This is a genomic window from Lysobacter sp. DMC104 (assembly GCF_056313665.1).
On the sequence record NZ_JBQUZW010000001.1, the window covers coordinates 62,491 to 75,204 of the forward strand.

Below are 12,714 nucleotides of genomic sequence, written 5' to 3' on the forward strand. Positions count from 1 at the left end.
TCGCCGTCAACCCAGCGCGGCGATGCCGTCCACGATCGCCGACGCGTACGCGGAGACTGGGTTGCCGCTCTGCTGCACCTCGCCGTAATTCCAGACGAAGCCGCCGATGATCCCCGGCGTCATCTGCGTGTCGTCGGCGAACGTCGCCTGCAACGCCTGCGGCGGCGTCTGCTGCGCGTCGTAGCCGGGCACCACGAAGGCCGGGATGTCGGCGATGCCGAGCGGCGACGTCGCTTGCTGCAGCAAGCCGACCCACTGCGACTGGGTGTTGCTGCCGCCGCCGTCGTAGCACTGCAGGTTCATCGTGGTCACCAGCTGGCGATTGCCGTTCGCGGCGTAGATCTTCGCCAGACAGCCGATCCAGAAATCCGGATCCGTGTACGGGCAGAACGTCGTGGTCATGCCCAGGCCGTCGAGCATGGCCGCCAGCGACACCAGCGTGTCGGTGTAGTAGCTGTAGAGATGTGAATACGGCGCCGGCGACGACTCCGCCTCCAGGTCGATGTCGATGCCGTCGATCGACAGCGCCGTCTTCAGCGCCTGGAAGTTCGCGTACAGCGGATTGCTGCTGCCGGTACCGTACTGGTCGATCATCGCCTTGATGTTGACGAAGTCGCTCTCGCAGCTCCAGCCGCCGACCGAGAACAGCAGCTGCGTCATGATGCCGCGCGCCTTCATTTCCGCGATCAGCGCCGGCAGGTGCGCGAAGCCCGGCTGCAGCTGGCCGCCGGAGACGATCGGATCGCCGTCGTTGTAGGCGAAGTCACCGTTCGCGCGCACGTGCAGCGCCCAGAACACGCCGACGGTGAAGCCCGAATTGCCGATGTCGTGGGCCATCAGGCCCAGCGCCTCGATGCTGGGATTGCTGGTGGGACCGGGGTTCTGGACGTCGAAGTTGTTGAGATAGAGCGTGATCTTCTGCGTACCGCTCATGGCCTGTTCCTCCTGGACGTTGGCTGTCTGGCTTCCGGATTGCCGCATGGGGACGCCGGCGACGTCTGCATGCCGGCGCGGCACGCTCACCATAGCCTGTCCCCGACGGCAGCGTCATGGCATCGCGACGACGGATCGCCGCCGCAAAACGACGAAGCCCGCCGTTTTCACGGCGGGCTTCGGGAAAGCGCGCAGCGGCAGGCGGCTTATTCGCCGGACAGGCCTTCGCCTTCGGCCACGGCCTTCATCGACAGGCGGATGCGGCCCTGCTTGTCGACTTCCAGCACCTTGACCTTCACCACGTCGCCTTCCTTCAGCTTGTCGCTGACCTTCTCCACGCGTTCGCTGGAGATCTGCGAGACGTGGACCAGGCCGTCCTTGCCCGGCAGGATGGTGACGAACGCGCCGAAGTCCATGATCTTCGCGACCTTGCCTTCGTAGATCCGGCCCGGCTCGACGTCCGAGGTGATCTGCTCGATGCGCGCCTTCGCGGCCTGCGCGGCGGCGGCATTGACCGAGGCGATGACGATCGTGCCGTCGTCCTGGATATCGATCTGCGTGCCGGTTTCCTTGGTGATCGCCTGGATCGTGGCGCCGCCCTTGCCGATCACTTCGCGGATCTTGTCCGGATGGATCTTCATGGTCAGCAGGCGCGGCGCGTACTCGCTCAGCTCGGCGCGCGGCGTGGTGATCGCCTTGGCCATCTCGCCGAGGATGTGCAGACGGCCCTGCTTCGCCTGGGCCAGCGCGACCTTCATGATCTCTTCGGTGATGCCCTGGATCTTGATGTCCATCTGCAGCGCGGTGACGCCCTGCTCGCTGCCGGCCACCTTGAAGTCCATGTCGCCGAGGTGGTCTTCGTCGCCGAGGATGTCGGACAGCACGACGAACGCGCTCTCTTCCTTCACCAGACCCATCGCGATGCCCGCGACCGGGCGCTTCACCGGCACGCCGGCGTCCATCAGCGCGAGCGAGGAGCCGCACACCGAGGCCATCGACGACGAACCGTTCGACTCGGTGATCTCCGAGACGACGCGGATCGTGTACGGGAACGCTTCCATGCCCGGCATCATCGCCAGCACGCCGCGCTTGGCGAGGCGGCCGTGGCCGATCTCGCGGCGCTTCGGCGCACCGAAGCGGCCGGTTTCGCCGACGGAGTACGGCGGGAAGTTGTAGTGGAACAGGAAGTGTTCCTTCCACTCGCCGGCGACGTCGTCCATGATCTGGCCGTCACGCGCGGTGCCGAGGGTGGTCACGACCAGCGCCTGGGTCTCGCCGCGGGTGAACAGCGCCGAGCCGTGGACACGCGGCAGCACGCCGATCTTGCAGGTGATCGGACGCACGGCGTCGAGGGTGCGGCCATCGATGCGGATCTTGGTCTCGAGGACCGAGTCGCGCATGGTGCGGTATTCGAGTTCGCCGAATTCCTTCGACAGCTCGCCGGCGTTCCAGCCCTCGGCCTCGGCGCGCGGCGCGAGGGCGCCCAGCACGTCCTTCTTGATCGCGGCGATGGCGTCGCGGCGCTGCAGCTTGTCGCGCACCTGGAAGGCGGCGGCGAGCTGGCTGCCCACGGCTTCCTTCAGCGCGGCGATCATGGCGTCGTTCTTCGCCGGCGCCGTCCATTCCCACGACTTGGTGCCGGCTTCGACGACCAGTTCATTGATGGCGTGGATCACCGCCTGCTGCGCCTGGTGGCCGAAGACCACCGCGCCCAGCATCACCTCTTCCGACAGTTCCTTCGCTTCCGACTCCACCATCAGCACGGCCTGCGAGGTGCCGGCGACGACGAGTTCGAGCTCCGATTCCTTCAGCTCGCTGACGGACGGGTTGAGGATGTACTGGCCGTTCTTGTAACCGACCTTGGCGGCGCCGATCGGACCCTGGAACGGGGCGCCGGTCAGGGCCAACGCGGCCGAGGCGCCGATCATCGCCGGGATGTCGCCCTCGACTTCCGGATTCAGCGACACCAGCGTCGCGATGATCTGGACTTCGTTCTTGAACTCTTCCGGGAACAGCGGGCGGATCGGACGGTCGATCAGGCGGCAGATCAGCGTTTCCTTCTCCGTCGGACGACCTTCGCGCTTGAAGAATCCACCCGGGATGCGGCCACCGGCGTAGAACTTTTCCTGGTAGTCGACGGTGAGCGGGAAGAAGTCCTGTCCTTCGCGGGCCGACTTGGCGGCGACGGCCGTCACCAGCACCACGGTGCCATCCACCGACACCATCACTGCGCCGCCGGCCTGGCGGGCGATTTCGCCGGTCTCGAGCACCACTTCATGCCGGCCGTACTGGAAACGCTTGGTCACTTTTGCCACGTTGGAAATTCCTCGAATCGATGTCGATGGGCGATGCTGAACCGGGACGCGGCCCCTGCCGGGCCCGGGTGGCCGCGGTCGCGGCCGGTATTGCGCGGGACTCGCGTCCCCAAAACGAAACCGCGGCGCATTGCTGCGCCGCGGTGGGTCTGAAGCTTAGCGGCGCAGACCGAGCTTCTCGATCAGGGCCTTGTAGCGCTCCGCGTCTTTGCGGTGCAGGTAGTCGAGCAGGCTGCGACGACGGTTGACCATCTTCAGCAGGCCACGACGGCTGTGGTGGTCCTGCTTGTGGGTCTTGAAGTGTTCGGTGAGCTGCGAGATGCGGGCCGACAGCAGCGCGACCTGGACTTCCGGCGAACCGGTGTCGTTGGCGCTGCGCTTGTTGGCGTCGATGATCTGGGCGGAATCGATGGACATGAGGACCTCTGGACGCGGGCATCGCAGGAACGCGCATCGGACTTGCCGGATGCCGCGCACCACGGGTGCCGCCTGGATGGAAGGGAAAAACGAGACTGTCCGGGGTGCGGTGGAAACCGGCCCGGACAGCAGCGGAATTGTAGCCCGCTCCCCCGGCCCGGACAAGGCTTCCGGTCGGGAGGACGGCGGTCAGTGCCGTTTGGCGCCCGCAGGCGGGGCCGGCGCGGGCGGTGGAGTCCCGGCCTCGAACACCTTGCGCATCATCTCGGCCATGCCCTCCATCTCGCCGCTGAGTGCGACGCGCCAGCCGGTCGGCGTGCGGTTCAGGGTGACGACCTCCATCTTGGTCATCTTCAGCCCCATCGTCTCGGCCGTGTTGCGGGTGACCAGATGGACCCGGTCGGCGCCTTCCGGCACGGCGCCGAGGATCTGCTGGTCACCCAGCGACACCATGCCGCCCATGCGCCCCATGATCGCCTTGAGGAATCCGGCGAAGAACGCCGCGTCGTCCAGCTTGGCGACCGCGGCCGGGTCGTCGATGCCCAGCAAGCCCTGCAGCATCGGCGGCGTCTTGCCGGACGCATCGATCCCGCCGAGCATCTCGCGGAACCGGTGCAGCGCGGCCGGATCGAAGGTCGCGGCCGCCCCCGACCAGTCCCCGCCGCGCATCCGGGCGAAGCTCTCGCCGGCGACCTGTTGCGGCGTCATGTCCGGCTTCAGCTCGGCGGCGGACAGCGGCAGCACGCCCGCGACCAGCAGGACGGCCGCAAGGGCCAGGCGGGCCCGGGAAGGGGCGAACGAAACGGACGGAAAGCGCACGGGGAACTCCTTGTCGGGGGATGCGGGAATCGGTTCGGGGGTAAGGATGGCGCCCCGGGAACGTCAGGGGTCGGCCCGCTGGAACACGCGCTGCGGGGCCAGCAGGCCTTCGTCGTCGACGCTGCCCAGCCCGCAGGCGCGGCCCTCGGCGTCGAACACGGCGCAGTCGCCGGGGCGCTCCTGGGCGAGGCGCAGGCGCTGGCCCTGGCGAAAGCGGCGGGTGGCGTCCTCGGTCAGGTCGATGCGGCGATGGCCGACCAGCCCGATCTCCAGCGGCAACAGGCAGGCGTCGAGGCAGTGCGGGTCGCGTTCGGCCAGCGCCTGCAGCGAGGCCAGCGTCCACATCCGCGGATCGCGGAACGGATCGACCCACAGCCGGCGCAGTTCGGCGACGTGGGCACCGCAGCCCAGCGCTTCGCCGAGGTCGCGCACGAGGCTGCGCACGTACGTGCCCGAGCCGCATTCGACGTGCAGCCGCAACTGCGGCGCATCGCCATCGAGCAGATCCTGTTCCGACAGCAGCTCGAAGGCATGCACGTCGACGAGGCGAGGTTCGATCTCGATCGTTTCGCCACGACGCGCCTTGGCGTACAGCGGCTCGCCGCCGCGCTTGAGCGCGGAATAGATCGGCGGCACCTGTGCGATGCGGCCGGTGAGACCGCGCAGCGCGGCGTCGATCGTGGCGATGTCGTAGCGGCCGACGGGACGCTCGCGCAGCGGCCGGCCCTCGGCGTCGTCGGTGTCGGTGACGATGCCCAGCCGCGCCACGGTGTCGTACGCCTTGCGCGAGCCGAGCAGGTCGCCGGCGATCTTGGTGGCTTCGCCGAAGCACACCGGGAGCAGGCCGGTGGCGAGCGGGTCGAGACTGCCGGTATGCCCCGCCTTCTCCGCACGGAACAGGTGTCGCACCCGTTGCAACGCCTGGTTCGAGCTCAGCCCCTGCGGCTTGTCGAGCAGCAGGATGCCGTCGAGCTTGCGGAAGGTTTTCTTGGGGGCCTGGGCCATCAAGGGATCATATTCCCAACCAGCGGTGTGTAGGGCGGGCCCTGGCCCGCCACAGCGGCCTCACGGATCGCGATGGACGACGACCGAAACGGGCTTCCCCTCTTCCGCCTTGAACGGAACAACGCCGAAACGGGAGCCAAGGGCCACCGTCACGAACCGCTGTCGAGGTCCCGCAGCAAGTGGTCGATGCGTTCGCCGCGATCGACAGAATCGTCGTATTCGAAATGCAGTTCGGGCGTGTGCCGCATGCGCACGGCATGCGCGAGTTCGCGGCGGATTTCCGGCGCGGCTTCCTTGAGGCCCTTCAGTGCTTCCTTCGCGCGCTCGGCCTGCAGCGCGGTGAAGAACACCTTGGCGTGGGCCATGTCGCGGCTGACCTCGACGTCGGACACGCTCACCGACGGCAGACCATGCTCGCGCACCATGGCGTGCACGATCGCGCCCAGCTCCCTGCGGAGCTGGGCGGAGACGCGGTCGGTGCGGTGGAACGATTTCTTCGGCATCAGCGGGACCGGTTCGAGGATCGCCGGATCACAGCGTGCGCTGCACTTCGATGCGCTCGAAGCATTCGATCTGGTCGCCCGGCTTGACGTCGTTGTACGCCTTCACGCCGATGCCGCACTCGGTGCCGTTGCGCACCTCGTCGACGTTCTCCTTGAAGCGACGCAGCGATTCCAGCTCGCCCTCGAAGATGACGGTGTTGTCGCGCAGCACGCGGATCGGCTTGTTGCGCTTGACCACGCCCTCCACGACCATGCAGCCCGCGACCGCGCCGAACTTGGAGCTGCGGAACACGTCGCGGACCTCGGCGGTACCGATGATCTCTTCGCGGATCTCCTTGCCCAGCAGGCCGGACGCCACCTGCTTCACCTGGTCGATGACGTCGTAGATGATCGAGAAGTAGCGCAGGTCGAGGTTGTTGGCGTCGATCACCTTGCGCGCCGAGGCATCGGCACGGACGTTGAAGCCGATGATCGTGGCCTTCGCCGCCAGCGCGGAGTTGGCGTCGGATTCGGTGATGCCGCCCACGCCCGAGACGATCAGGTTGATGCGGATCTGGTCGTTCGACAGGCTGGTCAGCGCCTGGCGCAACGCCTCGGCCGAACCCTGCACGTCCGCCTTCACCACCAGGTTCAGCGACAGCTGGCTGCCGCCCGAACCCATCTGGGCCATGATGTCTTCCATGCGGTTGCCGGCGGACTGCACCAGGCGCAGCTCGCGACGCTTGGTCTCGCGCTGCTGGGCCACGTCCTTCGCCAGGCGCTCGTCGGCGACCACCACGAAGTCGTCGCCCGCGTCCGGCACGCCCGACAGGCCGAGCACCTGCACCGGGATCGACGGGCCGGCGCTCTGCACCTGCGAGCCGGTTTCGTCGAACAGCGCGCGCACGCGACCGTACTGGACGCCGCAGACGAGGTAATCGCCCTTCTGCAGCAGGCCTTCCTGCACCAGCACCGTCGCGACCGGGCCGCGGCCCTTGTCGAGCGCGGATTCGATGACCACGCCCGAGGCGCGGCCGTCGGCGACGGCGGAGAGTTCGAGCACTTCGGCCTGCAGCAGCACGGCGTCGAGCAGTTCGTCGATGCCCTTGCCGGTCTTGGCCGAGACTTCGATGCACTGCGTCTCGCCGCCGAAGTCCTCGGCCACGATGCCGTGCGCGAGCAGTTCGTTCTTGACCCGCAGCGGGTCGGCGTCGGACTTGTCGATCTTGTTGACCGCGACCACGATCGGCACGCCGGCCGACTTCGCGTGCTGGATCGCCTCGATCGTCTGCGGCATCACGCCGTCGTCGGCCGCGACCACCAGGATCACGATGTCGGTCAGCTTGGCGCCGCGCGCGCGCATCGCGGTGAACGCGGCGTGGCCCGGGGTGTCGAGGAAGCTGATCACGCCCTTCGGCGTCTCGACGTGGTACGCGCCGATGTGCTGGGTGATGCCGCCGGCTTCGCCCGAGGCGACCTTGGTGCGGCGGATGTAGTCGAGCAGCGAGGTCTTGCCGTGGTCGACGTGACCCATGATCGTGACCACCGGCGGACGGGCGCGCTTGTCGCCCTGCTTGTCCTCGATGTGCGCGAGCAGTTCGGACTCGGCGTCGTCGCTCGAGGCGCGGATCGCCTTGTGGCCCAGTTCCTCGGTCACCAGCGCCGCGGTGTCGTGGTCGATGGTCTGGGTGATGGTCGCCATCACGCCCATCTTGAACAGGGCCTTCACCACGTCGCCGCCCTTCAGCGCGAGTTTCTGCGCGAGATCGGACACGGTGATGGCTTCGCCGATCGACACTTCGCGCACAACCTTCTCCGTGGGTCGGGTGAACCCGTGCTGGCCGCCGCCGCTGCGGCTCTGTTCGATCTGGCGACGGGTCTGTCGGGTCTTGCTGCCGCGCGAGGTCGAGCGACGTTCGCGCTCGGCCGTGCTGAGATGCAACTGGCCGGCGAAGCGCGCGGTGGCGTCGTCGTCCTCGACGTCGGCCACCATCGCGTGCGAGCCGCGGTTCGGCTTGGCCTTGTGGGCATTGCGGTCGTCGACGCGCGGCGCATCGGGGCGCGCCGGCTTGGGATGACCATGGCCGGCGACCTTCGGGCGCGCAGCGGCCTCGTCGGTGGTCTCGGCGACCTTCCCGGCGGCCAGCGCGGCCTCGGCCGCGGCGCGCGCGGCGGCCTCGTCGGCGATGCGCTTGCGCTCGGCAGCCTCTTCGGCACGCTTGCGGTCCTCGGCGGCGAGCCGCTGCTGCTCTTCGAGGTTGCGCTGGCGCGATTCCTCGAGCTTGCGCAGGATCTCGGCGCGCTCGTCGTCGGCACCGGCCTCGGCGCCGCCTTCCGGCCGCTTCACCAGCGTGACCTTCTTGCGCACCACCACGTCGACGGTGGTCTTGTTCTTGCCGCCGCCGACGGTGATTTCCTGCTTGCTGTTGCGGCTGAGCGTGATCTTCTTCGCCGCGACCGGGTCTTCGACGGCCTGCTCGCTCTTGCCATGGGCACGCTTGAGGAAGCCGAGCAGCTTCAGCTTTTCGGCGCTGGTCACGATCTGGTCGGGACCGCTGAATTTCATGCCGGCCTCGGCCAGCTGCTCCAGCAGTTTCTCGACCGGCGTGTTCACCAGTTCGGCCAGCTTGCGGATGGTGGTTTGCTGCGACATTCGGTATCCGTTTCTCTATGACGCGGCGGGCCGCGCACGTGATCTGGCGATTCTACTGCGGGGGGCGCCGCCGGGGCGCCCGGGACGGCTCAGCCTTCGCGTTCCAGCCGGGCGATTTCCTCGGCGCGGGCGGCCAGGATCAGCGCCGCGGCGCGGGCCTCGTCCAGCCCCTCGATGCCGAACTCGGCGACTTCGTCGGCCGCCAGCTCGCCCAGTTCCTCGACGGTGCGGACGCCGTGCCCGGCCAGGGCGTAGGCGGTCTCGCTGTCCATGCCGTCCAGCGACAGCAGGTCGTCGGCGGGCTGGTGTTCGTCCAGCTCCTCCTCGACCGCCAGCGCCTCGTTCAGCAGGGCGTCGCGGGCACGCGAGCGGAGCTCCTCGACGATGTCCTCGTCAAAGCCCTCGACCGCGAGCAGCTCGCCGACCGGGACATAGGCGATTTCCTCGACCGTGCTGAAGCCTTCGGCCACCAGGATGCCGGCGATTTCCTCGTCCACTTCCAGCTTGTCCATGAACAGGCGGCGGGCGGTGGCCTGCTCGGCCTCGCTCTTGGCCTGCACCTGGTCGGCGGTCATGACGTTGAGCTGCCAGCCGGTCAGGCGGCTGGCCAGGCGCACGTTCTGGCCGCCCTTGCCGATCGCCTGCGCCAGGCGCTCCTCGGCGACCGCGAGGTCCATCGAGTGCTTCTCTTCGTCGACGATGATCGACTGCACTTCCGCCGGCGCCATCGCGTTGATGACGAACTGCGCCGGGTTGTCCGACCACAGCACGATGTCGACGCGCTCGCCGTTCAGTTCGTTCGACACCGCCTGCACGCGCGAACCGCGCATGCCGATGCAGGCGCCGATCGGGTCGGTGCGGTTGTCGTAGGCGACGACAGCGATCTTGGCGCGGTCGCCCGGGTCGCGGGCGCAGGCCTTGATCTCGACCAGACCCTGGCCGACTTCCGGCACTTCGAGCTTGAACAGCTCCATCATGAATTCGGGGGCGACGCGGCTGATGAACAGCTGCGGGCCGCGCGGTTCGCTGCGGACGTCGGACAGGAAGCCGCGGATGCGGTCGCCGGCGCGCACGACGTCGCGCGGGATCGCCTTGTCGCGCGGGATGAACGCCTCGACCTTGTCGGGCAGTTCGACGTAGACGTTGCCGCGCTCGACGCGCTTGACCGTGCCGGTGATCAGTTCGCCGACGTGGTCCTTCCACGCATCGACGACCTGCTGGCGCTCGGCCTCACGCACGCGCTGGACGATCACCTGCTTGGCGGCCTGCGCACCGATACGGCCGAATTCGGGATTCTCGATCTGCTCTTCGATGTAGTCGCCGACCTCGACACCTTCGACTTCGTCGACCGCGTCCATCAGGCGGATCTGGCGATCCGGCGATTCCATCACCACGTCGTCGGCGACCACTTCCCAGCGACGGAAGGTCTCGTAGCTGCCGTCCTTGGGATTGATCGACACGCGCGTCAGCACGTCCTGGTCCTGGTAGCGCTTCTTGGCGGCGGTGGCCAGCGCGGCTTCGAGCGCCTCGATGATGACCGACTCGGGCACGCGCTTTTCGTTGGCGACCGCGTCGACGACCAGCAACAGATCCTTACTCATCTTGTTTGCCTCTAGAACCTTGGATTCACTCATTCGTGGGGCCGGGGCACGTCGCCGTGCCGCCGCGGGCCGGAAGGCCCTCGATCGTCATGCCTTGCCGTCGGGACGCTTCGCGTCCGGCTTCCTGCCCGCGGGCTTCTTGCCGGGCTTCGTCGGCGCGAAACCGAGCGCGACCCAATCCGGCACCAGCCGCGCCTTCTCGATGTTGTCGAACGTCACCGACAGGACCGCGTTCTCCGGCTTCGCCTCGATCGAGAACTCGACGCGATCGCCATCGACCGCCGCGATGCGGCCCTGGAAACGACGGCGGCCATCCTGCGGCAGCTTCAGCACGATCTTCGCTTCCTCGCCGAGGAAACGTGCGCACTGCGCCGCGGTGAACAGCGGGCGATCGACGCCGGGCGAAGACACCTCGAGCGTGTAATGGCCGCTGATCGGATCCTCGACATCGAGCAGCGCGGAGACTTCGCGACTCACCGCTTCGCAGTCTTCGATGCCGACATGCTGCGCACTGCCCTCGCCTTCCGGCAGCGTCCCGCGCAAGGGCTCCGCGCCCGGACGATCGATGTACAGCCGCAGCGTCGCCCCGCCCGGCGCGGGCAGGTATTCGATGCCGAGCAGTTCGAGGCCGAGCGCCTCGACGGTCGGCGACAGCAGTGCGGCGATGTCGGTGGCCTTGTCCGCCATGTTGCGGCGATGCTCCCGGGGTCGGAATACGCAAAAATCGGAAACGAAAAAGGGGCCGAGGGGCCCCTTGTCCGATACCGCTGGATGTCGGCGTCGAAACGGGAGCAACCGTTCCGACAAGCCCCGTTTCCGATGCACTCCGGCCGAAGCCGGAATACATGGAAGAAACGTGGTAGCGGGGGCAGGATTTGAACCTGCGACCTTCGGGTTATGAGCCCGACGAGCTGCCAGACTGCTCCACCCCGCAGCAGAGAAACGAGATTATGCCGATCCCGTACGATTGTTGCAAGCCCTGTTCAGTCGCGAAGACGGAACGCAGGCACCTTCATCTTCAGGCGAACGCCTGCTGGCACCAGGCCATGAGCGGATCCCACGCCAGACCGAGCACGAGCAGGCCGAGCGCATTCACCGCGAACACCACGCGCAGAGCGATATCGTCGCGCTGCACCATCGGCTCGCCCTGCGGTTCGTCGAAGAACATCGCGCGGATCACGCGCAGGTAATAGAACGCGCCGATGACCGCGAAGACGATCGCGACGATCGTCAGCCAGATCTGGCCGCCTTCCCACGCCGCACGCAGCACGGCGAGCTTGGCCCAGAAGCCGAGGAACGGCGGCACGCCAGCCAGCGACGCCATCACGCACAGCACCAGCCACGCCATCCACGGGCTGCGCGCGTTGAGGCCCTTGTAATCCTCGATGCGATCGGCCTCGAAGCCCTTGCGCGACAGGATGATGATCGTGCCGAAAGACGCGGCCGCCATGATCGCGTAGGAGATCGCGTAGAACATCGATGCGGCATAGCCCGACGCACCGCCGCCGGACAGGCCGAGCAGCAGGAAGCCGACATGCGAGACAGTCGAATACGCGAGCATGCGCTTGAGATTGGTCTGCGCCAGCGCGATGAGGTTGCCGATCGCCAGCGAAGCGGCGGCGAGCAGCGAAAGCATCAGGCGCCATTCGGCATCGAGCTGGCCGACACCGGCTTCGAGCAGGCGGTAGGCCATCGCGAACGCGGCGAGCTTGGGCGCGGCGCCGATGAACAGCGTGATCGGCGTGGGCGCGCCCTCGTAGACGTCGGGCAGCCACATGTGGAACGGCGCGGCGCCGAACTTGAAGGCGATGCCGGCGACCATCAGCACCACGCCGGTGAGCAGCAGCGGGTTGTCCGTGCCGGCGCCGTGGATGACGGCGAGATCGAGGCTGCCGGCGCCGCCGTACACCAGCGACATGCCGAACAGCAGCAGGCCCGAGGCCAGCGAACCCAGCACGAAATACTTCATCGCCGCTTCGGAAGCGAGCGGGCTGTCGCGGTCGATCGCGACCAGCGCGTACGAGCACAGCGCCAGCAGTTCCAGGCCGAGATAGACCATCACCAGGCTGCCGGCGGAGATCAGCAGCATCATGCCGGCGACCGCGAACAGCATCAGCACCGCAATCTCGCCCTTGTACAGGCCGCGCTCGCGCAGGAACGCCCAGCTGTAGACCAGCGAGGCCGCGCTGACGATGCAGGCGACCCACTTCAGCACGTCGGCCATGGTGTCGCGCACGAACATGCCGCCGAGGAAGCTGCCGTGCAGGCTGGCGGCGTCGCCGCCGACGCCCAGCGCGATGAGGCCGGCGACGCCGATCAGCGTGGCGACGGCGAGTCCGTGGACGAGCCCGCGCTGGCGTTCGCTGACGAACAGGTCGAGCAGCAGCAGCGAGAACGCGGCGCCCACGAGCACCAGCTCCGGCAGGAGCGGCAGCAGGGAGGCGGCGGTGACGTTGGTCGTGATCATGATCTTCCCGGAACCTGTGTCG

At 67.7% G+C, this 12,714-nt stretch carries 9 protein-coding genes, 1 tRNA gene and 2 pseudogenes; all 12 read right to left on the reverse strand.

Features of this window, described 5'->3' with window-relative positions:
- Positions 1-6: 6 nt before the first annotated feature.
- The gene (locus ACT53R_RS00270) at positions 7-933 is read right to left on the reverse strand and encodes a glycoside hydrolase family 18 protein (RefSeq protein WP_476169835.1); all 927 of its coding nucleotides are present in this window, start codon (positions 931-933) and stop codon (positions 7-9) included.
- A gap of 206 nt (positions 934-1,139) precedes the next feature.
- On the reverse strand, positions 1,140-3,248 hold the full coding sequence (pnp, locus tag ACT53R_RS00275; RefSeq protein WP_476169836.1) for a polyribonucleotide nucleotidyltransferase: 2,109 nt from the start codon (positions 3,246-3,248) through the stop codon (positions 1,140-1,142).
- 156 nt (positions 3,249-3,404) lie between these two features.
- Entirely contained in the window at positions 3,405-3,665 is a 261-nt protein-coding gene (gene rpsO, locus ACT53R_RS00280) for a 30S ribosomal protein S15 (protein WP_476169837.1), read from the reverse strand.
- A gap of 189 nt (positions 3,666-3,854) precedes the next feature.
- Positions 3,855-4,484: a hypothetical protein gene (locus ACT53R_RS00285; protein ID WP_476169838.1), complete on the reverse strand. Its 630-nt coding sequence runs from the start codon at positions 4,482-4,484 to the stop codon at positions 3,855-3,857.
- A gap of 63 nt (positions 4,485-4,547) precedes the next feature.
- Positions 4,548-5,489: a tRNA pseudouridine(55) synthase TruB gene (truB, locus tag ACT53R_RS00290; RefSeq protein ID WP_476169839.1), complete on the reverse strand. Its 942-nt coding sequence runs from the start codon at positions 5,487-5,489 to the stop codon at positions 4,548-4,550.
- Positions 5,490-5,638: 149 nt separating this feature from the next.
- Positions 5,639-5,992 (reverse strand): 30S ribosome-binding factor RbfA, encoded by a 354-nt coding sequence (gene rbfA / locus ACT53R_RS00295; RefSeq protein WP_476169840.1) that lies wholly within the window; start codon positions 5,990-5,992, stop codon positions 5,639-5,641.
- A 28-nt stretch (positions 5,993-6,020) separates the two neighbouring features.
- A pseudogene (infB, locus tag ACT53R_RS00300) lies at positions 6,021-7,814 on the reverse strand (translation initiation factor IF-2); the annotation flags it as partial.
- A gap of 42 nt (positions 7,815-7,856) precedes the next feature.
- Positions 7,857-8,624 (reverse strand): annotated as a pseudogene (locus ACT53R_RS00305) (translation initiation factor IF-2); the annotation flags it as partial.
- An 89-nt stretch (positions 8,625-8,713) separates the two neighbouring features.
- Positions 8,714-10,225, reverse strand: coding sequence for a transcription termination factor NusA (nusA, locus tag ACT53R_RS00310; protein ID WP_476169841.1), 1,512 nt, complete (start codon positions 10,223-10,225; stop codon positions 8,714-8,716).
- Positions 10,226-10,312: 87 nt separating this feature from the next.
- On the reverse strand, positions 10,313-10,912 hold the full coding sequence (gene rimP / locus ACT53R_RS00315; protein WP_476169842.1) for a ribosome maturation factor RimP: 600 nt from the start codon (positions 10,910-10,912) through the stop codon (positions 10,313-10,315).
- Positions 10,913-11,082: 170 nt separating this feature from the next.
- Positions 11,083-11,159: transfer RNA gene (locus tag ACT53R_RS00320), tRNA-Met, on the reverse strand.
- 84 nt (positions 11,160-11,243) lie between these two features.
- Positions 11,244-12,692 carry an NADH-quinone oxidoreductase subunit NuoN gene (gene nuoN / locus ACT53R_RS00325; RefSeq protein WP_476169843.1) on the reverse strand — a complete coding sequence of 483 codons (1,449 nt, stop codon included), beginning with the start codon at positions 12,690-12,692 and terminating at the stop codon, positions 11,244-11,246.
- Positions 12,693-12,714 lie beyond the last annotated feature (22 nt).

Coding starts and splice junctions, on each gene's coding strand:
- truB (WP_476169839.1), bottom strand. CDS start 5,489: ATGGCCCAGGCCCCCAAGAAAACCTTCCGCAAGCTCGACGGCATCCTG.
- rbfA (WP_476169840.1), bottom strand. CDS start 5,992: ATGCCGAAGAAATCGTTCCACCGCACCGACCGCGTCTCCGCCCAGCTC.
- nuoN (WP_476169843.1), bottom strand. CDS start 12,692: ATGATCACGACCAACGTCACCGCCGCCTCCCTGCTGCCGCTCCTGCCG.
- rimP (WP_476169842.1), bottom strand. CDS start 10,912: ATGGCGGACAAGGCCACCGACATCGCCGCACTGCTGTCGCCGACCGTC.
- rpsO (WP_476169837.1), bottom strand. CDS start 3,665: ATGTCCATCGATTCCGCCCAGATCATCGACGCCAACAAGCGCAGCGCC.
- nusA (WP_476169841.1), bottom strand. CDS start 10,225: ATGAGTAAGGATCTGTTGCTGGTCGTCGACGCGGTCGCCAACGAAAAG.
- ACT53R_RS00270 (WP_476169835.1), bottom strand. CDS start 933: ATGAGCGGTACGCAGAAGATCACGCTCTATCTCAACAACTTCGACGTC.